Origin of the sequence: Rhodococcus sp. IEGM 1307, assembly GCF_030056915.1 — a bacterium.
Classification (GTDB): Bacteria; Actinomycetota; Actinomycetes; order Mycobacteriales; family Mycobacteriaceae; genus Rhodococcus_F; species Rhodococcus_F opacus_D.
The window spans coordinates 136664-158920 of sequence record NZ_JASHKW010000018.1 but is presented as its reverse complement, the minus strand read 5'-3'; the positions used below and the strand labels follow the sequence as shown (position 1 = coordinate 158920).

Below are 22257 nucleotides of genomic sequence, written 5' to 3'. Positions count from 1 at the left end.
TGATGGACCATTAGTTCGCGGAGGAATTTCAATGAATAAGGCAGAGCTCATCGATGTTCTGACCGAGAAACTGGGCACGGACAGGCGCACGGCAACGGAAGCTGTCGAGCATGTCGTGGACACGATCGTCCGGGCAGTGCACCGCGGCGACAGCGTGACCATCACCGGTTTCGGTGTCTTCGAGCAGCGTCGTCGCGCGGCACGTGTCGCACGCAACCCGCGCACGGGTGAGACCGTCAAGGTCAAGCCGACGTCGGTGCCGGCGTTCCGTCCGGGCGCTCAGTTCAAGGCGGTTATCGCTGGCGGCCAGAAGCTTCCGGCCACCGGTCCGGCAGTCAAGCGCGGCGCAGCGGCGCCCGCCACCAAGGCTGCTGCCAAGAAGGCTGCTGCCAAGAAGACGGCTGCCAAGAAGACTGCAGCCAAGAAGGCAGCTCCGGCCAAGACCACGGCCGCGAAGAAGACTGCTGCCAAGAAGGCTCCGGCCAAGACTACGGCCGCGAAGAAGACCGTCGCGAAGAAGGTGGCTCCGGCCAAGACCGCAGCCAAGAAGACTGCAGCCAAGAAGGCTCCGGCCAAGACCACGGCAGCCAAGAAGACCGCAGCAAAGAAGGCTCCCGCGAAGCGCGCCAAGTAATACAGCGCACACGGGACTGCCCGAACACAGACAGGCGCCGACCCTGGGGGTTGGCGCCTGTCCGTGTTTCCTGGCCTCCCGGTGAACTCTGGCCGGTGGGGCTCAGTCCTTCCGAGTGGGAGGCAGGGGACTGTCGATGTGGTCGGCGGCGATGAGTTTGCCGCCGGACAGCGAGAGCACCCAGGTGCTCGCCTTCCTGTTCCGCGCCGGGGGAAGTGTGATGCCGTCGTTCTCCGCCCACCAGTCGAGCAGATCGGGAATGACGCCTCCCTGACTGCAGATCACCTGAACTCCGCCGAGAGCGGCGATCTTGCGGACCCGCGTGCGGGTGGCCACCGGGTCGGCGGTGTAACTCTCCTCGGACAGCAGCGGATCCAACCGGACGGTCGTGTCCAGCGCGCGCGCCAGCGGCTCGACCGTCTGTGTGCACCGCGTCCGGTCGGCCGACGTGATGTCGGTGGCCCCGAACGCTTCGAGCTGCGGGACGAGCGTCTCGGCCTGGAGTAGGCCGTTCGCATCCAGGGGCCGGGTGGTGTCGTCGCCCTTGTATCGCTTCCGGCTTCCAGCCTTGGCGTGCCGGACCAGGAGCACGGTCGCGGTGTCGGGTGGCTGAGCCGTGAATCGGCGGAGCATCTTGCGATCCATGGGATACGACAGCTGATCGGCCACCTCGGAGACGGGAAGCCACCGCATCTCGTCCACTTCACTGTTGGAGACGAATTCACCGGCGCGGGCTTCTGCCGCCCAGTATTCGACTCGTTTCAATCGGCGATGGCCCGGAATCGGATATGTCAACGCGCCCAGATGCCGGCCGAGGCGCCCGCGAATACCCGTCTCTTCTTCCACCTCACGCAATGCGGCCACCACTGCGGTCTCTCCGGGGTCGAGCTTTCCCTTCGGAAATGACCAGTCCTCGTATTTGGGCCGGTGAATGAGCGCGATCTCGATCTCGTCGGGATTGCGGGGAGACTTTCGCCACAGCACTGCCCCCGCAGCGAAGATATTGGCTTTGACCGGTTTGCCGGGTGAACTGCTCACCGAGTTCCTTCCTTCTGCCGCGGACTCGCCGCGATCAGGATCCGGTGCCCATTCGTTTGCGCATCATGGCCTCCTGGTGGTCGCGAACCTCCTCGCCGTGGGCAGGCGACGGAACCCACCGGCCGTCGGACCCGAGCACCCAGCATCGCGTGACGGGATCGAGCGCGGAATCGACGATCTCGGCTATCTGAGCGGTGAGTCGAGGGTCTTTCACCTGCGCCATGACCTCGACGCGTCGGTCGAGGTTGCGGTGCATCATGTCTGCGCTGCCGATCCAGTATTCGTCGGCGCCGCGGAAATGGAACACCCGGGAATGCTCGAGGAATCGTCCGAGAATCGACCGGACGTGGATGTTCTCACTCAGCCCGGGGACTCCGGGTTTGAGGGCGCAGATGCCACGCACGACGATTTCGACGGGCACACCGGCCCGGGACGCGCGGTAGAGCGAGTCGATCACCTGTTCGTCGACCAAGGCGTTGGCCTTCAGCAGGATTCCGGAGTCCTCGCCCCGCAGTTTGTGCGCGATCTCACCGTCGATCCGCTCGATGATTCCCCGGCGCACACCGTACGGCGCGACGAGCAGGTTGCGGTACTGCGTCTTCCGCGAGTAGCCGGTGAGGGAATTGAACAGGTCGGTGAGGTCTGCGCCGATCTCGGGTGCGGCGGTGAGGAGGCCGATGTCTTCGTACAGCCGGGCGGTCTTCGGGTTGTAGTTGCCGGTACCGATGTGGCAGTAACGCCGGATGGTGGACCCTTCGCGACGGACCACGAGACACGTCTTGCAGTGCGTCTTGAGCCCGACGAGTCCGTACACCACGTGCACACCCGCGTGTTCGAGCTTGCGGGCCCACTTGATGTTCGCCTGCTCGTCGAATCGCGCCTTGATCTCGACCAGTGCCACAACCTGTTTGCCCGCCTCGGCGGCGGTGATCAATGCGTCGACGATGGGGGAGTCGCCCGAAGTGCGGTAGAGCGTCTGCTTGATCGCCAGAACCTGGGGGTCGGCCGCGGCCTGTTCGATGAAGCGCTGGACGCTCGTGGAGAACGAGTCGTACGGGTGGTGGACCAGGACGTCGCCGTCGCGGAGGGTGGAGAAGACGCTCTTGGGTGTTTCTCTCTCGCCGAACGCCGGATGCGTTGCCGGGACGAACGGTGCGTCCTTGAGGGCGGGCCTGTCGACCGCATACACCTGCCAGAGGCACGACAGATCCAGCAGTCCGGGTACCTGGATGACGTCGCCGGGATCGACGTCGAGTTCGCGCAGGAGAAGTTCGAGCATGTGCTCGGTCATGTCGTCCGCGACCTCGAGTCGCACCGGTGAACCGAAGCGGCGGCGGGCCAACTCACGCTCGAGGGCCTGCAGAAGATCCTCGTCGCGGTCTTCTTCGACCTCGAAATCGGCGTTGCGCGTGATCCGGAATGCATGGTGCTCCACGATCTCCATGCCCGGGAACAGCATGTCGAGGTGAGCGGAGATCAGATCTTCCAGGGGCAGGAACGCGTCGATGGAGGAGGGCGTTTCGTCGCGGCGGACGCGGACGAACCGGCCCACGTTGTCCGGAACCTTGACCCTCGCAAAGTGTTCGCCACCGGTCACCGCATCCTTCACCGTCACCGCGAGGTTGAGACTCAGACCGCTGATGTACGGGAACGGGTGGGCGTGGTCGACTGCGAGCGGAGTGAGCACGGGGAAGATCTGGTCCTGGAAATGCACCGACAGGCGCTCGCGGTCGTCGTCGGTGAGATCGTCCCATCCGATGATGGAGATCCCTTCGGCGGCAAGCGCGGGACGAACGGAGTCGAGGAAGACCCGTGCGGCCTTCTCCGAGATCTCCTGGGTCCGGGTTGCGATCAGCGAGAGCTGTTCGCGGGGGGAGAGACCGTCGGCGGACCGCACGGACAGCCCGGTCTCGTCGCGGCGCTTGAGTCCGGCCACGCGGACCATGAAGAACTCGTCGAGATTGGACGCGAAGATGGCGAGGAACTTGGCGCGCTCGAGCAACGGCAGCGACGTGTCCTCGGCGAGGGCGAGAACCCGGGCATTGAAATCGAGCCAACTGAGTTCGCGGTTCAGGTAACGATCTTCGGGGAGTCCGTCGGTCAGCGCGCTCGTGAGGGCACTCGTCGCAGCGGGTGGCGCCATCGGAACGTTCGTGGGATTGGCCGTGACGATGTCGTCGCGGGTTCCGTTCTTTCCGTCGACGTCGGTCTGCTGGTCGAGTGCTTCTCGGTTACTCACCCCACGATCATCCCTCGAGAATTCGGCCGCCGACAATCGATGGGGCAAATTCACACGGCGTGCGCGACCTACTCGTTTCCGCAGCGCGAGGGGGCGGTGTGTTCGAGAGCGTCGAGGGCGGCACGCGTCGCAGGTCCGACGCCGAGAGCCTGCGCGGCATCGAGATCGTCGGCGGTGTCGACGTCGGTTCGCAGACCGGGCCAGTGCCCGTCGAGGGGCCGCGCCCCGGACTCGAGATGCCGCTTCGCCGATCCCGGTCCGAACCGGGGATCGAGCGGAATCTCCGGGTCGCAGGAGAACAGTGCGGCGGTTCCGGTGCCGTGATGATCGACGACGACCGACCTGCCACCGGTTCTCGCTGCGGCGAGTGCTTCACCGAATTCGCCTCCGCGCAGAGACGGAAGGTCGGCCTGCAGTGCGACGACGTCGACTCCCCGCTCGTTGCGGCGGACGTGCTCGGCCGCCGCCGACAGCGCCGCATTGAGGCTGTGCTCGGTGCCGCCCTCGTCCGGCCGATCCTCGGCGGAAACGGGTGCGGGGTCCGCGTAGACGTGCGCGCCGACACTGCGCGCGAGCCGCGCCACCGCGGGATCCGGCGTGACCACGGTGACACCGACGACCGTCGCGACGTCGCTGACGACGGCCAGGGTGTCGCGCAGCATCGACAGGACCAGTCCGGTGCGGTCGGCCGTGTCGAAGACGCCCGACAGCCGCGTCTTGGCCGCGTGGAGTTCCTTCACGGCGACGAGTACGTGCGCGCGCGGCGCCACGGATCGGGTCGCTGTGCTCATGCGGATATCTTGCCAGCCCGCGCGGGGCGGTGCTCCGGACGCCCGGTCGCCGCTGAGCAGCGAACGAGTTCGGTAGCGGGGCGGCGCTCGACCTCGGCATCGGCAATACTGTGGGCGACGCATCGGGTAACGAACGACGAGGGGGCTGTGTGAGCAAGGCTGCGGTACTGGGAGCGGGTTCATGGGGGACTGCATTTGCGAAGGTCCTGGCCGACGCCGGGACCGATGTCACCATGTGGGCGCGACGCGCTGAGGTCGCCGAATCGATCGTGTCGCGGCACGAGAACGCGGACTACTTGCCGGGCATCGCCCTGCCTCCGTCGTTGACCGCCACCGACGACGCGCGGGCCGCACTCGATGGCGCCGACATCGTCGTCCTCGCGGTGCCGTCGCAGTCCCTGCGCGACAATCTGCAGGTCTGGAGTCCGATGATCCCCGAGGACGCCACCCTGCTGAGCCTCGCCAAGGGCATCGAAACCGGCACCCTCATGCGGATGAGTCAGGTGATCATCCAGGTCACCGGCGCAGACCCGGGACGTGTCGCCGTGCTGTCCGGGCCCAATCTGGCCCGGGAGATCGCGATCGGTCAACCGGCGGCGACGGTCGTCGCGTGCACGGATTCGACGCGGGCACTGGAACTGCAGAAGGCCTCGGCCACCGGATACTTCCGTCCGTACACGAATTCGGACGTCATCGGGTGCGAGATCGGTGGCGCCTGCAAGAACGTCATCGCCCTCGCCTGCGGTATGGCATCGGGAATCGGTCTGGGAGAGAACACGATTGCGAGCATCATCACTCGCGGTCTCGCCGAGATCATCCGGCTGGGAGTGGCCCTCGGTGCGAAACCTGCCACCCTCGCGGGTCTCGCGGGAGTGGGCGATCTGGTTGCGACGTGCACGTCGCCCCTGTCGCGCAATCGGTCCTTCGGTGAACGCCTCGGTCAGGGTGGTTCGATCGAGAGTGCCCAGGCGGCCACTCACGGTCAGGTCGCCGAGGGTGTGAAATCGTGCTCGTCCGTGCGGGCTCTCGCGGCCAGTTACGACGTCGAGATGCCGCTCACCGATGCCGTGCACCGGGTGTGCCACGAGGGCGTCGTGGTGCAGGACGCGATCGGTCAGCTGCTCGGCCGTCGCACGAAGCCGGAGTGAGCTCGTGAGTGGTGATTCCACCCGCTGCGTCAAAGCTGTTGCCGCAGAAAATGTTCCCGGATCGCCGATGCAGAGGGGGCCGGTTTTCGCAGCGCCGTATCAGCTGAGCGCGGACGAGGGAACCGAGTCCGACACCTACGCGCGTGCCTCCAATCCGGGCTGGCGCGACCTCGAATCGGCGCTGGCGACGCTCGAGGGCGCCGCGGGCGCGCTCGTCGTCGGCTCCGGGATGTCGGCGGTCACCGTCGTGCTGAGGAGTCTGCTCACCGCCGGCGACACCGTGGTCGTTCCGTCTGACGGCTACTACCAGGTGCGCGCGTACGCGCGGGAGCGCCTGGAGCCGATGGGCATCACCGTGCACGAACTGAGGACCGCCGAGATGGCCGGCGAGGCGGCCGCCGCACTGCTGGCGTCCGCCGAGGGGACGACGGTGGTGGTGGCCGAGACTCCGGCCAACCCCTCGCTCGACGTGGTGGATCTGCGCGCCGTGTCCGAGCAGTGCGCGAACGCGGGCGCTGTTCTCGTGGTGGACAACACGACCGCAACGCCGCTCGGCCAGCAACCGCTCGAACTCGGAGCCGACGTGGTAGTCGCCAGCGGCACAAAGACTTTGAGCGGTCACAGTGATCTCCTCATGGGGTACATCGCCGCGTCGGACGCCGACTTCCTGGCCGGGATGGAACGCGAGAGGGCCCTGTCGGGCACGGTGCTGGGGCCGTTCGAGACGTGGCTCGCCCACCGGAGTCTCGGGACGGCCGGTCTGCGATTCGAGCGTCAATGCGCCAACGCCCTGGCCCTCGCGGTCCTGCTCGAGTCACACCCGGCGGCCCACCGCGTCCGTTATCCGGGTCTGCCCGGAGATCCTGCGCACGCCGTCGCCGCCGGTCAGATGCGTCGATTCGGCGGGCTGGTGAGCTTCGAGGTGGACTCCGCCGAACAGTTCCACCGACTCGTGGCCGGAAGTGAGCTCCTCGTGCCTGCGACGAGCTTCGGCGGCATCCACACCAGCGCCGACCGCCGGGCCCGGTGGGGAGACCCCGTACCCGAGGGGTTCGTGCGGATCTCGTGCGGAATCGAGGACACCGAAGACCTCGTCGCCGATCTCGAGAGAGCGCTGTCCGCGTTGTGAGTGCGGGGCCGCCCACCGTGTCGTGAGGTCGGCGAAGGAAATATGAGGAGAGGTGGGTGCGGTGAGCGTGTCGCGACGACGGTACGGTCTGTGTCGTGAGTAAACCGCGTACCCGGGTAGCCGTCATCTTCGGTGGCCGCAGCAACGAGCATTCCGTGTCCTGTGTGTCGGCCGGAAGCGTCCTGAGGAATCTCGACCCGGAACGGTACGAGGTAGTGCCGATCGGCATCACCACCGAGGGCTCGTGGGTCCTCGGCTCCACCGACCCCGAAACGCTGTCCATCCGCGGCAGGGCACTGCCCAGCGTCGACGCCGACGGGTCCGCACTGGCCCTCACCGCCGACCCGACGCGGTCCGGCGACCTCGTCGCACTCGACGACGGCGAAGCGGGCAAGATCCTGGCCTCGGTCGACGTCGTCTTCCCCGTCCTGCACGGCGCCTACGGCGAGGACGGCACGATCCAGGGCCTGCTCGAACTCGCAGGTGTCCCGTACGTCGGTCCCGGCGTACTCGCCAGCGCCGCCGGTATGGACAAGGAATTCACGAAGAAGCTGCTCGCCGCGGAAGGCCTGCCCATCGGGTTCCAGGTCGTCCTGCGTCCGGGCACCGCCACACTGACCGACGAACAGAAGTCCCGCCTCCACCTCCCGGTGTTCGTGAAGCCGGCCCGCGGCGGATCGTCGATCGGTATCACCCGGGTGGCCGAGTGGGCCGCGCTCGACGACGCCATCGCCCACGCCCGCCTGCACGACCCGAAGGTGATCGTCGAATCGGGGATCGTCGGCCGCGAGGTCGAGTGCGGAGTCCTCGAGTTCCCGGACGGCGACGTGCGGGCCAGCGTCATCGCCGAGATCCGGATGCCGGAAGGCGCAGGCGACGACGAGGCGTTCTACGACTTCGACAGCAAATACCTCGACGACGTGTGCGAGTTCGACGTGCCCGCGAAACTCGACGAAGCGGTCAGCGAAGAGATCCGCGAACTCGCGGTGCGCGCGTTCTCCGCGCTCGACTGCCAGGGTCTCGCGCGGGTCGACTTCTTCGTGACCGAGGACGGCCCGGTCATCAACGAGATCAACACGATGCCGGGATTCACGTCGATCTCGATGTACCCGCGCATGTGGGGTGCGGTTGGTGTCGACTACGGCACCCTCGTCTCGACCCTGGTCGACACGGCCCTCGCGCGCGGCATCGGCCTGCGCTAGAGAAACCGAGGTCCGGCGCTCAGGGATTCGCCACGGGCGCCGGATCGAGCGGCTTCTGCGGCAATGCCTGCGACACCGCGCCGGAAATGTCCTGAAGCGGCGTCGGTCCCACCCCGGTGGGAACCGTGAGTCCGATGTACACGCCGCGGTCGACCGCGAAATAGCTGCTCGCGTCGATTCCGGCGCTCGCACCCGAGATCTCGAACCACTGAACTCCGTCGATCACCTGCAGCGCCGAAGCCTGATCGAACTCCGCGGGACGGTCCAGACCGCAACGCAGGACGAGTGGTTCACCCTCGGCCGGCTGCCACGCGGCAGTCGCCTCGGGTGCGGGCTCGGTGAGTTCGGCGCGCGTGTAGTCGCCCAGCGCGTCGGGGAGGCCCGCCATCAGGGTGGCGCACTCCGCGGAGCCGGATGCGGGCGCGGGCACCGGCCCCAGCGACACCGGTTCCTTCACCGGGTTCCGCCCGGCGAACACCGCCGCGACGACGATGCCGATGACCAGGGCCACGGGAAGCGCCACGGCCGTCGCGATGAGCGCGGGATTGCGCCGCTCCGCGGGGACCGGGTCGGAGTTGCCGGCAGGTGTGCTCTGTTCGGGTTCGAGGTCGGACATGCTCAGTTCTTGTTCGCAGACTTTTCGGGGACGTCGCAGGTCAGGGTGCGGGTGATGCCGGAGACGTGACGGATCTCCTCGACGACGGGAGCGACCTCGTCAGCGGACACCCGCACGATGACGTCATACGGTCCGACCACGTCCTCGGCGGTCCGGACTCCGGTGATCTTCGCGATCTCGGTCGCGATCGCCGCAGCCTTGCCGACTTCGGTCTGGATCAGGATGAACGCTTGCACTCTCGCTCCGGCCCTTCCCTGCTCCGCGCCGCATGATCTCGGTAGAGTCGCGGGTGCTTCGGCGCGCTGATCGGTCACGTGCCGAGAAGTTCCGGCAACAGCTAAAAGGTACCGCAGTCGCACATTCCGTCGACCGGGCCCACAGCCGCTGCACGGGCCACCCGACACTGGAGGCACACCATCACACCGACGGATTCCCCGGACCCGAACCCGCCCCTCACCGTCGCCGACGTCGGCGAGTTCGCCGTGATCGGCCGAGCGGTGGACGGCCGGGTGCAGCCGCCGTCCACGCTGATCGGCCCCGGTGACGACGCTGCCCTCGTCCGGGCGGACGACGGCCGGGTGGCGGTGTCCGCCGACATGCTGGTGCAGGACAGGCATTTTCGGCTCGACTGGTCGTCACCACGCGACGTGGGCCACAAGGCGGTGGCGCAGAATGCGGCCGACGTCGCGGCGATGGGGGCGCGGCCCACGGCCTTCCTCGTCTCCCTCGGTCTCCCGCCGGACACGTCGATCGACGTGGCGGACGGCATCTCGGCGGCAATCGGGGAAGGCGCCGAGGAACTCGGGGCCGGCGTCGTGGGCGGTGATCTCGTGCAGGCCGGGCAGATCGTGATTTCCGTCACCGTCCTCGGTGATCTGGGTGGCAGGAGCCCGATCCGGCGGTCGGGCGCGCGGCCCGGCGACGTCGTCGCGGTGGCCGGCGAACTCGGCCGGTCGGCGGCCGGTTTCGCGCTGCTGCTCGGCGGGTCCTCGGATTTCCCGGACCTGCTCGCCGCGCATCGGGTCCCCACCCCGCCGTATTCCGCCGCCTGGGCCGCCGCGGACGGGGGCGCCCACGCAATGACCGACATCTCCGACGGACTCCTCGCCGATCTCGGTCACATCTGTGACGCCTCCGGCGTCGGAATGTCCCTCACCCGATCCGACCTGGCTGTCTCACCCGAACTGGTGGCGGCAGCGAAGGCTCTCGGCGTCGACCACTGGGAATGGGTGCTCACCGGGGGAGAGGACCACGGTTTCGCCGCCACCTTCCCCGCTGGCGTCCCGCTCCCGGCGGGGTGGACCGGGATCGGCGCGGTGCACGACGGGTCCGGCATCTCGGTGGACGGCGAGACCTGGCCGGGGGCCGGCGGCTGGCAGAGTTTCTCGGTATAGGTTGCACGCATGGCTATCTACGCGCTCGGGGACCGCGAACCCGACATCCATCCGGACGCCTACGTCCATCCCGACGCCGTGGTGATCGGGAACGTGACCCTGGCGGCAGGCACCTCGGTGTGGCCGCAGGCCGTGCTCCGCGCCGACTACGGCACCATCACCGTCGGCGCCGACACGAACATCCAGGACGGCACCGTGATCCATTGCACGATGATCGATCCCACCGTCATCGGCTCGGGGTGCGTCGTCGGTCACGCGGCGCACATCGAGGGATCCACGATCGGCGACCACTGCCTGATCGCCTCCGGATCGATCGTTCTCAACGGTTCGGTCATCGGTGCCGGTTCGGTCGTCGGAGCCGGCGCCGTCGTTCCGTTCAAGTTCGAGGTTCCGCCGCGGAGCATGGCGCTCGGCGTCCCCGCGAAGATCCGGCAGGGCTACGAGGTTCCCGAGGGGCACCTCGAGATGAACGTGAAGATGTACGCCGCGAACGCGGCCTACTACCGCGACTCGCTGCGCAGGCTCGACTGATGGCGGCGCCGCTGGCGGACCTCGTCGAGGCCGGATGGGCAGACGCACTCGAACCGGTGTCCGGACGGATCACGGAGATGGGCGAGTTCCTGCGCGCGGAAATCGCCGATGGGCGTGACTACCTTCCCGCCGGAGAGAACGTCCTGAGAGCGTTCACCCACCCATTCTCCGAGGTCAAGGTCCTGATCGTGGGTCAGGACCCGTATCCCACACCCGGTCACGCGGTCGGTCTCAGCTTCTCGGTGGCTCCGGATGTGCGCCCCGTGCCACGCAGCCTCGGCAACATCTTCACCGAATACAGCAAGGACCTCGGCTACGAGACGCCCACCACCGGGGACCTCACCCCGTGGTCACGTCAGGGAGTGCTTCTGCTGAACAGGGTCCTCACCGTGCAGCCCGGACTCCCGGCCTCGCACCGGAAGAAGGGCTGGGAGGCGGTGACCGAGCAGGCCATTCGCGCTCTCGTGGCGCGCCCCGAACCCCTCGTCGCAATTCTGTGGGGCCGGGACGCGTCCACGTTGAAACCGATGCTCGGCGACGTGCCGACGATCGAATCGGCGCACCCCTCACCGCTGTCCGCGTCGCGCGGATTCTTCGGTTCGCGGCCGTTCAGCCGCGCGAACGAACTCCTCGACGGCCTGGGCGCCGAACCGGTGAACTGGCAGCTGCCGTAAACGGCGAATTCCCCTACTGCACAGACGAGAAGGCGGCACGTTCCTCTACTGCACAGACGAGAAATCGGCACGCCGTTTCTCGACGAAGGCGTCGACGCCCTCGCGTCCCACCGGGCTGTCGGCTGCGGTGGCGATCGACACGGCCTCCGCGTCGAGTTGCTCGGCGAGCGAGCGATATCGGGAGGCGCGCACGAGCGTCTTGATCCCCGAGTAGGACGGCGTCGGGCCGGCAGCGAGGGTGCGGGCGAGTCGAAGGGCCTCGTCCTGGACGACGTCGTCGCCGACGAGGCGGCTGAGGATGCCCAGGCGGACGGCCTCGTCGCCGCTGAGAACGGCATCGGTGATCAAGATCTCGCGCGCGCGGGCGTCGCCGACGATGCGCGGGAGGGTCCAGGACATGCCGCCGTCCGGGGTGAAGCCGATGGACGGGTAGGCCGGGCGCAGCTTGGTCCCCGGGCCGCCGATGGCGACGTCCGTGAGGCAGACAAGGCTCATGCCGGCGCCCGCCGCCCACCCGTGAACACCGGCGATCACCGGAACGGTCACGGCGTCGAGCGCACGAACGAATTCGTGGAACACGCGCGCCACCTCGGCGACGTATTTGCTTCGCACCGGCGCGGAGGCGAAGGCGTGGACGTTGCCGCCCGCACAGAAGTTCGGGCCCTCCCCGACGAGAAGGACGCTGCCGATTCGGTCACCGACCGCTTCGAGTGCCCGCGCGCCCTGCACCATGCCCTCGCCGTCCAGTGAGGTGCCGTTCTCCGCCGTCGCGATCGTGATGCGCAGGACGCCGTCTTCGAGCTGTACTTTGCTGAGTCCATCGAGAGAAGTCACCGTTGCACCTTACGTTGGGCCCCTGCCGGTGCCCGACGTGCCCCGATGCGCTGCGACGATGCCGAATCGGACGGGTGTGGCGACACAAAAAACTGCGCCCCCGACACCGAAGTGTCGGGGGCGCAGTGACATCGCACGCAGCGTCGGGTCAGCCCCGAGCAACCTTTCCAGCCTTCAGGCAGGAGGTGCAGACGTTGACCTTCCGGGTGTTTCCGGGGGCAACCTCGGCACGAACAGTCTGAATGTTCGGGTTCCAGCGACGGTTGGTACGCCGGTGCGAGTGCGAGACCGACTTACCGAAGCCGGGCCCCTTGGCGCATACGTCGCAGACGGCAGCCATAGTCGCGAACTCCTTCAAGATAGTGAACTGTGAAATTTGCTGGCCTCGTGGAGACAGGGCACAGCAAGCGCGCCCTGTACGAGGCAACCGTGTAAGAGTAGCCGCTCGAGTGCGGATTGGCCAAACCCGGTCCCGAAGGGCTCGGACCGCGGGCCCGATCATCGTCCCCCGACTAGTCTGACGGCACCTTCCCATTCCCTGGCCGGAGAGGACGACAGTGGCCCCTGAGCTCCCGATGGACGGGCGAGTCCTCGAATCGTGGGCGCGGACCGCCGTCGCGGGTCTGGAAAAGCGGTGCGAGGAGATCAACAGCCTCAACGTCTTTCCGATCCCGGACTCCGACACGGGTACCAATCTGCTGTTCACGATGCGTGCGGCGCTGGGTGCGATCGACGAGTACGCGGGCAGCGGCACCAAGGACGTCCGGCAGGTGGCCATCGCCCTGGCTCGGGGCGCGGTCGCCGGCGCGCGCGGGAACTCCGGCGTGATCTTGTCCCAGGTGCTGCGAGGGATTGCGGAAGCAGCCGTCACCCCCGCCGTCGACACAAGGACGGTCCGGACCGGGCTGCTGATGGCCACCAACCTGGTGACGGACGCGGTGAGCTACCTCGTGGAGGGGACCATCGTCACCGTGTTGCGCTGTGCCGCCGACGCCGCGGCGGAGTTTCCGGACGAGGCGCCGATCGCAGTCACGGCCCGCGCAGCCGCGGACGCGGCGGCGTCCGCGCTCACCAGGACGCCGTCGCAACTCGAGGTGCTCGGCACCGCAGGCGTCGTCGATGCGGGAGGACTCGGCCTCGTCGTGATCCTCGACGCTCTCGTCACAGCGGTGACGGGGGCACCGCCCGATCGCGCACCGATCGCGCTCCACGTTCCGCGCCGCACCCCGTCCACGCATCGCGCAGAGCTCGTCCCTGTTTCCGCGCCGCCCGCGTCGCAGCGCCCGCACGCGCATCCGGGACCCGGACCCGAATGCGACGAGGGTTCGGATCAGGACTTCGAGGTGATGTACCTGGTCGCGGAGTCCGACGAGGACCGCATCGCGGAGTTGCGCACCACGCTGAACGCCCTCGGGGACTCGATCGTGATCGTCGGCGACGGCGGCGGAGGCTGGTCGGTCCACGTGCACTGCACGGACGCGGGCGCAGCAGTGGAGGCCGGCCTCTCGGCGGGACGCATCCACGGAATCCGGGTCAGCAGCTTCCTCGTGGATGCGCGGGACCAGGGGTTGCTCTTTCCCCCGGTCCGGACCCGGCCGGATCAGGGGGAGCGGGGAATCGTCGCCGTCGTGGCCGGCGACGGCGCCGCCGAACTGTTCGCCAGCGAAGGCGCGACAGTCCTCCGATGCGACGACGCCCCCGTCACCCGGGCCCAGCTCCTCGGCATCATCAGGCAGATGGGACGCACCGAGGTGCTCGTCCTCCCCAACGGTGCGCTGACGGCCCAGGAACTCGTCGCGGTCAGTGCCGCGGCAAGGGACGCCCGGCACGAAGTCCTGCTGCTCGCGACGTCCGCGATGGTGCAGGGACTCGCGTCCCTGGCGGTGCACGACCCCGAGCGTGAGGCGGTGGACGACGCCTTCGCGATGTCGGAGGCCGCCGCAGCGACCCGCTGGGGATCGCTGCGCATCGCCAGGGAACGGGCCCTCACCTATGTGGGCACGTGCGAACCGGGAGACGGCATCGGACTGATGGGTCACGAGGTGATCGTCATCGAACCGGACGCGGTCGCGGCCGGACGGCGACTCGTCGACCTCGTCCTCGGCGCGGGTGGCGAACTGGTGACGCTCCTGATGGGGTCGGAGGCGCCGGACGGGCTGGACACGGAACTGGCCGATCACATCTCGCAGCGGCACCCCGGCGTCGAGGTGATGATCTACCACGGTGGACAACCTGGAGATCTGTTGCAACTCGGGGTGGAATGAGGAATTCGATGGCCACATTGTCCGACCGGCTCGATCATCTGCTGGGAAAGAAGACCGCCGACGCGCTCGAGGAGGCGTTCGACATCCGCACGGTCGAGGACCTGCTGCGGCACTACCCGCACCGGTACGCCTCGCAGGGCCGTGAGCTCGCGGAGAAGGACCCGCCGGAGGGCGAGCACATCACGATCATCGCCCGGGTTACGTCCGCGGCCGTCGTGAAGATGAAGAACCGGCCGGGCAGCATGCTCAAGGTGGTCCTGTCCACCGACACCCAGAACGTGGACGTCACCTTCTTCAGCCCGCAGAAGGTCAAGCACGTGATCAAGCCCGGTGTGCGCGCGATGTTCTCGGGAACGGTCAAGTACTTCCGCCAGAAGTGGAGCCTCACCCACCCGAGCTACCTCATCCTTCCCGAGCCGCGGGCCGGCAGCGAGGACCCCGTCGTGAACGTCGGCCGGATCCGCGGTGCCGGGGATCTCGCGGGAATCGCCCGGGCGTCGCAGGAAGCCGGTGCCGGGGTCGACATGTCCGTGTTCGACCGGGCGCTGATCCCGCTCTATCCGGCCACCCGGGACGTCGAGAGCTGGACGATCATGAAATGTGTCCGCCAGATCCTGGACCAGCTCGATCACGTCGACGACCCCCTGCCGGAGAACATCCGGGCCGAACGCGAGCTGATCGGCCTCGACGAAGCCCTCCGGTCGGTCCACCTGCCCGACACGCGTGAGGACGTGGAGAACGCCCACGACCGTCTCCGGTTCGACGAGGCGACGGCGCTGCAGCTGGTTCTCGCCCGTCGCCGCCACGACAACGCCGAGCGAGTCGCGCCCGAGTGCCTGCCGGTGCCCGGCGGGATTGCCGACGTGTTCGAGAAGATGCTTCCCTTCCAGCTCACCGAGGGTCAGCACACGGTCGCCGACGAGATCTCCGCCGATTTGGCGCAGCCGCACCCGATGAGCAGGCTGCTGCAGGGGGAGGTGGGTTCCGGTAAGACGATCGTGGCCCTGCGCGCCATGCTCCAGGTGGTCGACGCCGGCTACCAGTGCGCCCTGCTCGCCCCGACCGAGGTGCTCGCGACGCAGCACGCCCGGTCGCTGCGGGCGATGCTCGGCTCCCTCGCGACCGCCGGGGAACTCGGGGCGCACGAGAAGGCCACACGGGTGGCGCTGCTGACGGGGTCGATGCCGGTCGCCGCCAAACGCACGGCTCTGAACGAGGCGATCACCGGCGACGCCGGGATCGTCATCGGCACCCACGCCCTCATCCAGGACAACGTCGAGTTCTTCAACCTCGGGATGGTGGTGGTCGACGAGCAGCACCGGTTCGGTGTCGAGCAGCGCGATCGGCTGCGGTCGCGGGCGCGGGAGGGTCTGAGCCCGCACCTGCTGGTGATGACGGCGACGCCGATTCCCCGCACCATCGCGATGACGGTGCTCGGCGATCTGGAGGTGTCGACGCTGCGGCAGCTGCCGAAGGGCAGGTCGCCGATCAAGAGCAGTGTGGTACCCGCGTCCCAGAAGCCGCAGTGGGTCGCGCGCGCGTGGGAACGGATCCGCGAGGACGTGGCCGAGGGGAGGCAGGCGTACGTCGTGTGCTCGCGCATCGGCGACGGCGAGAAGGGCGACGGCGAGGACGCGTTCGACGAGAAGGCACCCGAGACGAAGTCTGCCGTCGAGGTGTACGAGGAGTTGAGTGGCAGCATCATGCCGGACCTGCGGGTGGGTCTGCTGCACGGCCGGCTTCCCGCGGACGAGAAGGACGCGGTGATGCGCGACTTCACGGCCGGCGACATCGACGTCCTGGTGTGCACCACGGTCGTCGAGGTCGGCGTCGACGTCCCGAACGCGACGATCATGGTGATCGTCGACGCGGACCGTTTCGGTGTGAGTCAGCTCCACCAGCTGCGCGGACGCGTCGGCCGTGGCAAACACCAGGGCCTGTGCATTCTCGTCACCGAGATGAATCCGGGCGGTCCCGCCTACGAGCGATTGTCGAACGTGGCGTCGACCAACGACGGTTTCGAACTTGCGCAACTCGACCTCGCCACCCGCCGCGAGGGCGACATTCTCGGTGCGGCGCAGTCGGGAACGACGTCCACGTTGCGGCTGTTGTCGCTGCTCGGCCACGAGGACGTCATCGCTGCGGCGTCCGAGTTCGCGCGTTCGGTCATCGCGGACGATCCGCGCCTCGAAAACCATCCCGGGCTGTCGGCGATGGTGACCTCGGCGCTCGACGCGGACCGCATCGAGTATCTGGAGAAAACGTGAGAACTTACTTCGCTTCACGTAAATCTTCGCTCGTCTGTTTCGGGTCTGTTGCAGAATTCGCACACGTCAGGGGGGTCTTTGTGAAGTTTGTGTAGGATCCTGAAATGTGGGATGCCACTTCTCCGCGGCCGTCCGCGGCGGGGTAGTTTGCTCCAATGTTCTCCAAAGTCCTGGTCGCCAACCGTGGCGAAATTGCGATCCGCGCTTTCCGTGCCGCCTACGAACTAGGTGCTGGAACGGTTGCGGTGTTCCCGTACGAGGATCGGAACTCGATCCACCGTCTGAAGGCTGATGAGAGTTATCAGATCGGCGAGGAGGGACACCCGGTTCGGGCGTACCTCTCCGTCGACGAGATCGTCTCCGCGGCCAAGCAGGCAGGCGCCGACGCCATCTACCCCGGCTACGGCTTCCTTTCCGAGAACCCGGATCTCGCCGCCGCGTGCGCCGAGGCGGGCATCACGTTCGTGGGTCCCTCCGCCGAGGTGCTCGAGCTCACCGGCAACAAGGCGCGTGCGATCGCCGCGGCGAAGGCCGCCGGTCTGCCGGTGCTGGCGTCGTCGGAGCCGTCCGCCGATGTGGACGAGCTGCTGGCCGCGGCCGAGACCATGCAGTTCCCGCTGTTCGTGAAGGCCGTTGCCGGCGGCGGTGGCCGCGGCATGCGCCGCGTCGCCGAGCGGGCTCAGCTCAAGGAGTCCATCGAGGCCGCCGCCCGTGAGGCCGAGTCGGCCTTCGGCGACCCGACGGTATTCCTCGAACAGGCCGTCGTCGACCCGCGTCACATCGAGGTCCAGATCCTGGCCGACGGTCAGGGCAACGTCATCCACCTGTTCGAGCGGGACTGCTCGCTGCAGCGCCGCCACCAGAAGGTGATCGAGCTCGCGCCTGCCCCGAACCTCTCGGAAGAGCTGCGGGCGAAGATCTGCGCGGACGCGGTGGCGTTCGCGAAGGAGATCAACTACTCCTGTGCGGGCACCGTCGAATTCCTCCTCGACACCCGCGGCAACCACGTCTTCATCGAGATGAACCCTCGCATCCAGGTCGAGCACACCGTCACCGAAGAGGTCACGGACGTCGACCTCGTGCAGTCGCAGCTGCGGATCGCGTCGGGGGAGACCCTCGCGGACCTGGGCCTGAGCCAGGACAAGATCACGCTGCGCGGCGCGGCGCTGCAGTGCCGCATCACCACCGAGGACCCCGCCAACGGATTCCGCCCGGACACCGGTCGGATCACCGGCTACCGCACCCCGGGTGGTGCCGGTATCCGCCTCGACGGCGGAACGTCGGTCGGGGCAGAGGTCTCCGCGTACTTCGATTCGATGCTCGTCAAGCTCACCTGCCGCGGCCGCGACTTCGAAACCGCCGTCGCCCGGGCCCGCCGCGCGGTCACCGAGTTCCGCATCCGCGGTGTGTCGACGAACATCCCGTTCCTGCAGGCGGTGCTCGACGACCCCGATTTCAAGGCCGGCCGGGTCACCACGTCCTTCATCGAGGAGCGCCCCCAGCTGCTCACGCTGCGCAGCTCCGCCGACCGTGGCACCAAGATCCTCACCTACCTCGCCGACGTGACGGTCAACAAGCCGCACGGCGAGCGGCCGTCGGCGGTGTACCCGCGCGACAAGCTGCCCCAGATCGACCTGTCCACCCCGCCGCCGGACGGCAGCCGTCAGAAGCTGCTCGCCCTCGGGCCGGAGGGATTCGCCAAGGCGCTGCGGGAGCAGAAGGCCCTCGCCGTCACCGAGACCACGTTCCGTGACGCACACCAGTCACTCCTCGCGACCCGCGTGCGGACCAGCGGTCTGCTCGACGTCGCCGGGCACGTCGCCCGGCTGACCCCCGAGCTGCTGTCCATTGAGGCGTGGGGCGGTGCGACCTACGACGTGGCGCTGCGGTTCCTGCACGAGGACCCCTGGTACCGGCTGGCCGCTCTGCGCGAGGCCGTGCCGAACATCTGTTTGCAGATGCTGCTGCGCGGACGGAACACCGTCGGCTACACCCCGTACCCGGAGAAGGTGACGCGGGCGTTCGTCGAGGAGGCCACCAACAGCGGCATCGACATCTTCCGCATCTTCGACGCCCTCAACAACGTCGACCAGATGCGGCCGGCCATCGACGCCGTCCGCGAGACCGGCACCGCACTCGCCGAGGTCGCCCTGTCCTACACCGGCGACCTGTCGAACCCGAACGAGAAGCTGTACACCCTCGACTACTACCTGCGCCTGGCGGAGGAGATCGTCGAGGCCGGTGCGCACATCATCGCGATCAAGGACATGGCCGGACTGCTCCGCGCCCCCGCCGCCACCACCCTGGTGACGGCGCTACGCAAGAACTTCGACCTGCCCGTGCACGTGCACACCCACGACACCCCGGGTGGTCAGCTCGCGACGTACCTGGCCGCATGGCAGGCAGGCGCGGATGCGGTCGACGGTGCCTCGGCCGCGATGGCGGGCACCACCAGCCAGCCTGCGTTGTCGGCGATCGTGGCCGCGGCCGCGCACTCCGAGCACGACACCGGCCTGGACCTGCAGGCCGTGTGCGACCTCGAGCCGTACTGGGAGGCGCTGCGCAAGGTGTACAAGCCGTTCGAGTCCGGGCTGCCTGCCCCGACCGGACGTGTCTACACGCACGAGATCCCCGGCGGTCAGCTGTCGAACCTGCGCACCCAGGCCGTGGCGCTCGGTCTCGGTGACAAGTTCGAGGAGGTCGAGGCCAAGTACGCGGCCGCCGACCGGATGCTCGGCCGCCTGGTCAAGGTCACCCCGTCGTCGAAGGTGGTCGGCGACCTCGCCCTGCACCTCGTCGGATCCGGAGCGTCCACCGAGGAATTCAAGGAGAACCCGGCGAAGTTCGACATCCCCGATTCGGTGGTCGGGTTCCTGCGCGGCGAACTGGGCACCCCGCCCGGCGGCTGGCCCGAACCGTTCCGCACCCGGGCCCTCGAAGGTCGCGGAGCCGCCAAGCCCGAGGTGGCTCTGTCCGCGGACGACGAGAAGGCACTCTCCGGCACGTCCGCGGAACGACGGGCGACGCTCAACCGGTTGCTGTTCCCCGGCCCGACGAAGGAATTCCTCGAGCACCGGGACAAGTACGGCGACACGTCGCAGCTCTCGGCGAACCAGTTCTTCTACGGCCTGCGTCGCGGCGACGAGCACCGGGTCCGCCTCGCACAGGGTGTCGAGCTGATCATCGGGCTCGAGGCCATCTCCGAACCCGACGAGCGGGGATACCGCACCGTCATGTGCATCCTCAACGGGCAGCTGCGTCCGGTGTCGGTGCGTGACCGGTCCATCTCCAGTGAGCTCCCGGCCGCGGAGAAGGCCGACAAGAACAACCCCGGCCACGTGCCGGCGCCGTTCGCCGGTGTGGTGACCCTCGCCGTGACCGAGGGTCAGCACATCGCCGCCGGCGACACGATCGCGACCATCGAGGCCATGAAGATGGAAGCGGCTATCACCGCCCCGCGAAGTGGCACGGTCTCCCGGCTGGCCATCGGATCGGTCCAGCAGGTGGAGGGCGGCGACCTCCTCGCCGTCGTGTCGACAGGGGAGTCCGCGAGCGAGTGACTCGGATCATCGCGGGACTCGCGGGCGGTCGACGCCTGCGGGTCCCGCCGAGCGGGACCCGGCCCACCTCGGACCGGGTCCGCGAGGCATTGTTCAGCGCACTGCACAGCCGGATGGACCTCGAAGGCGCGTCCGTCCTCGACCTCTACGCGGGGTCGGGGGCGCTCGGCCTGGAGGCGCTCTCCCGGGGTGCGGACCGCGTCGTCCTCGTCGAGTCCGACTCGAAAGCGGCGGGCATCATCAAGCACAACGTGACGACGGTCGGTCTGCCGGGCGCGGAAGTGCGCGGCGCTCCGGTGGCCGCGGTGCTCGCGGGCACCGCCGACCGGCCGTACGACCTGGTGATGGCGGATCCGCCGTACGCCGTCGACGACGAGGCGGTACAGACGGTGCTCGGCCACCTCCGGGTCAACGGCTGGGTCGGCGACGGCTCGATCGTGGTGCTCGAGAGGTCGTCGAGGTCACCCGAGACGGCGTGGCCCGAGGGCTTCGCGCCCGTCAAAGCGAAGAAGTACGGCGAGGCGAGAATCGAATTGGCGACCTGCTACGGTCTGGACTCATGACTGGCGCTGTCTGCCCCGGATCCTTCGACCCCGTGACCAATGGCCACCTTGACGTGATCGGCAGAGCTGCCGCGCAGTTCGACGAGGTCATCGTGACGGTCATGGTCAACAAGAGCAAACGTGGCCTGTTCACCGTCGAGGAGCGCATCGAGATGCTCGAAGACTCGACCAGTGAGCTGCCCAACGTGCGGGTGTCCTCGTGGCACGGCCTGCTCGTGGATTACGCCAAGCAGCAAGGGATCACAGCGATCGTCAAGGGCCTGCGCGGCGCCAACGACTTCGACTACGAGCTGCAGATGGCGCAGATGAACCAGAAGCTCAGTGGCGTCGACACCCTCTTCATCCCGACCAACCCCACCTACAGCTACCTGTCGAGTTCGCTCGTGAAGGAAGTGGCCACGTTCGGCGGCGACGTCTCCGACATGCTGCCCGAGAAGGTGCACACCCGTCTTCTCGCGAGGATCGCCGAGCGCGCCGCCGAGAGCAGCTGATACCCGACACACCGGCTGCCACGACACACCCGCGGCGTCCGGTCGGGCAGACTTGCACGAAGAAGGCTGCGCCGACCTGCTGAGGGTCATGGATGATTGGGGTTGCTTGTGTACCGGGTATTCGAGGCGCTCGACGAACTTGTCGCAATTGTCGAAGAGGCACGCGGCGTACCGATGACCGCCGGCTGCGTGGTTCCGCGCGGCGACGTCCTCGAACTGCTCGACGACGTGCGCGATGCCATTCCCGGTGAACTCGACGACGCCCAGGACGTCCTGGACCACAAGGACAAACTGGTGGGGGACGCCCGGTCCAACGCGGAGAAGACCATCTCCAGCGCCAACGCCGAGGCGAACTCCACCATCGAGAACGCGCGAGACGACGCCGACCGCATTCTGGCGGACGCGAAGGCGCAGGCCGACCGGATGGTCGCCGAGGCCCGCGCGCACGCCGAGCAATTGGTCACCGACGCGCGCGCCGAGGCCGAGTCGTCCGTCGCGGAAGGCCAGCGCGAATACGACGCACTGACGGGTCGTGCGCGGTCCGAAGCCGAGCGCATGATCGAGTCGGGCAAGGCGTCCTACGAGAGGTCCGTCGCGGAGGGCACGGCCGAGCAGGCGCGCCTCGTCTCGCAGACGGAGGTCGTCCAGGCGGCGCACGCCGAGTCGGCCCGGGTGATCGACTCCGCGCACGCCGAATCGGATCGTCTCCGCTCGGACTGCGATCTGTACGTCGACACGAAGCTCGCGGAATTCGAGGACTTCCTGAACGGCACCGTCCGGTCCGTGGGCCGGGGACGTCAGCAGTTGCGGACCGGTTCAGGTGTCCCCGATTACGCCTCGGACTACGACGTCGACGACCGCCGGGCCGAGCGTCGCCGCTGA

General features: G+C 68.0%; 20 protein-coding genes. 13 read left to right on the top strand and 7 right to left on the bottom strand.

Annotation, left to right across the window (positions count from 1 at the left end):
* Positions 1-31: 31 nt before the first annotated feature.
* Positions 32-634 carry an HU family DNA-binding protein gene (locus QM841_RS30175; protein ID WP_283334817.1) on the top strand — a complete coding sequence of 201 codons (603 nt, stop codon included), beginning with the start codon at positions 32-34 and terminating at the stop codon, positions 632-634.
* Positions 635-736: 102 nt separating this feature from the next.
* Here QM841_RS30175 and QM841_RS30170 read toward each other — a convergent pair whose 3' ends face one another.
* The 3 genes from QM841_RS30170 to cofC form a co-directional block, all read right to left on the bottom strand.
* Positions 737-1672, bottom strand: coding sequence for an NUDIX hydrolase (locus QM841_RS30170; RefSeq protein ID WP_283334816.1), 936 nt, complete (start codon positions 1670-1672; stop codon positions 737-739).
* A 34-nt stretch (positions 1673-1706) separates the two neighbouring features.
* Positions 1707-3911, bottom strand: coding sequence for an RNA degradosome polyphosphate kinase (locus tag QM841_RS30165; protein ID WP_283334815.1), 2205 nt, complete (start codon positions 3909-3911; stop codon positions 1707-1709).
* 68 nt (positions 3912-3979) lie between these two features.
* Positions 3980-4702: a 2-phospho-L-lactate guanylyltransferase gene (cofC, locus tag QM841_RS30160; RefSeq protein WP_280781732.1), complete on the bottom strand. Its 723-nt coding sequence runs from the start codon at positions 4700-4702 to the stop codon at positions 3980-3982.
* A 149-nt stretch (positions 4703-4851) separates the two neighbouring features.
* Between cofC and QM841_RS30155 the strand changes: the two genes are divergently transcribed.
* The 3 genes from QM841_RS30155 (at position 4852) to QM841_RS30145 (ending at position 8181) form a co-directional block, all read left to right on the top strand.
* The gene (locus QM841_RS30155) at positions 4852-5850 is read left to right on the top strand and encodes an NAD(P)H-dependent glycerol-3-phosphate dehydrogenase (RefSeq protein WP_009479691.1); all 999 of its coding nucleotides are present in this window, start codon (positions 4852-4854) and stop codon (positions 5848-5850) included.
* A gap of 4 nt (positions 5851-5854) precedes the next feature.
* Positions 5855-6979 (top strand): cystathionine gamma-lyase, encoded by a 1125-nt coding sequence (locus QM841_RS30150; RefSeq protein ID WP_283334814.1) that lies wholly within the window; start codon positions 5855-5857, stop codon positions 6977-6979.
* Positions 6980-7074: 95 nt separating this feature from the next.
* Complete coding sequence (locus tag QM841_RS30145) at positions 7075-8181, top strand: D-alanine--D-alanine ligase family protein (protein WP_105413049.1); 1107 nt, start codon at positions 7075-7077, stop codon at positions 8179-8181.
* Between the two features lie 19 nt (positions 8182-8200).
* Here QM841_RS30145 and QM841_RS30140 read toward each other — a convergent pair whose 3' ends face one another.
* Together QM841_RS30140 and QM841_RS30135 are read right to left on the bottom strand one after the other, a co-directional pair.
* Positions 8201-8797: a DUF3515 domain-containing protein gene (locus tag QM841_RS30140; RefSeq protein ID WP_280781734.1), complete on the bottom strand. Its 597-nt coding sequence runs from the start codon at positions 8795-8797 to the stop codon at positions 8201-8203.
* A 2-nt stretch (positions 8798-8799) separates the two neighbouring features.
* Positions 8800-9033, bottom strand: coding sequence for an Lrp/AsnC ligand binding domain-containing protein (locus QM841_RS30135; RefSeq protein WP_283334813.1), 234 nt, complete (start codon positions 9031-9033; stop codon positions 8800-8802).
* Between the two features lie 246 nt (positions 9034-9279).
* Here QM841_RS30135 and QM841_RS30130 point away from each other — a divergent pair, with 246 nt between their 5' ends.
* The 3 genes from QM841_RS30130 to QM841_RS30120 are packed head-to-tail and all read left to right on the top strand — an operon-like array spanning position 9280 to position 11396.
* Positions 9280-10191 carry a thiamine-phosphate kinase gene (locus tag QM841_RS30130; RefSeq protein ID WP_502943296.1) on the top strand — a complete coding sequence of 304 codons (912 nt, stop codon included), beginning with the start codon at positions 9280-9282 and terminating at the stop codon, positions 10189-10191.
* A gap of 9 nt (positions 10192-10200) precedes the next feature.
* Complete coding sequence (locus QM841_RS30125) at positions 10201-10722, top strand: gamma carbonic anhydrase family protein (RefSeq protein WP_037245490.1); 522 nt, start codon at positions 10201-10203, stop codon at positions 10720-10722.
* Positions 10722-11396 (top strand): uracil-DNA glycosylase, encoded by a 675-nt coding sequence (locus QM841_RS30120; RefSeq protein ID WP_283334812.1) that lies wholly within the window; start codon positions 10722-10724, stop codon positions 11394-11396. Before QM841_RS30125 ends, QM841_RS30120 begins: the two co-directional genes overlap by 1 nt.
* Positions 11397-11441: 45 nt before the next feature.
* Here the strand turns inward: QM841_RS30120 and QM841_RS30115 are convergent, their stop codons facing one another.
* Both QM841_RS30115 and rpmB read right to left on the bottom strand, forming a co-directional pair.
* Positions 11442-12230, bottom strand: a complete 789-nt coding sequence (locus tag QM841_RS30115) for an enoyl-CoA hydratase/isomerase family protein (RefSeq protein ID WP_283334811.1) — start codon at positions 12228-12230, stop codon at positions 11442-11444.
* 148 nt (positions 12231-12378) lie between these two features.
* A complete protein-coding gene (rpmB, locus tag QM841_RS30110) occupies positions 12379-12570 on the bottom strand; it encodes a 50S ribosomal protein L28 (protein WP_005240429.1) in 192 nt (63 codons plus the stop codon).
* Positions 12571-12805: 235 nt separating this feature from the next.
* Here rpmB and QM841_RS30105 point away from each other — a divergent pair, with 235 nt between their 5' ends.
* The 6 genes from QM841_RS30105 (at position 12806) to QM841_RS30080 (ending at position 22257) form a co-directional block, all read left to right on the top strand.
* The gene (locus QM841_RS30105; protein ID WP_283334845.1) at positions 12806-14494 is read left to right on the top strand and encodes a DAK2 domain-containing protein; all 1689 of its coding nucleotides are present in this window, start codon (positions 12806-12808) and stop codon (positions 14492-14494) included.
* Positions 14495-14502: 8 nt separating this feature from the next.
* The gene (gene recG, locus QM841_RS30100) at positions 14503-16761 is read left to right on the top strand and encodes an ATP-dependent DNA helicase RecG (RefSeq protein ID WP_283334810.1); all 2259 of its coding nucleotides are present in this window, start codon (positions 14503-14505) and stop codon (positions 16759-16761) included.
* Positions 16762-16916: 155 nt separating this feature from the next.
* Positions 16917-20321, top strand: coding sequence for a pyruvate carboxylase (locus QM841_RS30095; protein ID WP_280781737.1), 3405 nt, complete (start codon positions 16917-16919; stop codon positions 20319-20321).
* Positions 20318-20884, top strand: coding sequence for a 16S rRNA (guanine(966)-N(2))-methyltransferase RsmD (gene rsmD, locus QM841_RS30090; protein WP_009479703.1), 567 nt, complete (start codon positions 20318-20320; stop codon positions 20882-20884). Before QM841_RS30095 ends, rsmD begins: the two co-directional genes overlap by 4 nt.
* On the top strand, positions 20881-21375 hold the full coding sequence (coaD, locus tag QM841_RS30085; protein WP_283334809.1) for a pantetheine-phosphate adenylyltransferase: 495 nt from the start codon (positions 20881-20883) through the stop codon (positions 21373-21375). Before rsmD ends, coaD begins: the two co-directional genes overlap by 4 nt.
* A 108-nt stretch (positions 21376-21483) precedes the next feature.
* Positions 21484-22257: a DivIVA domain-containing protein gene (locus QM841_RS30080; RefSeq protein ID WP_283334844.1), complete on the top strand. Its 774-nt coding sequence runs from the start codon at positions 21484-21486 to the stop codon at positions 22255-22257.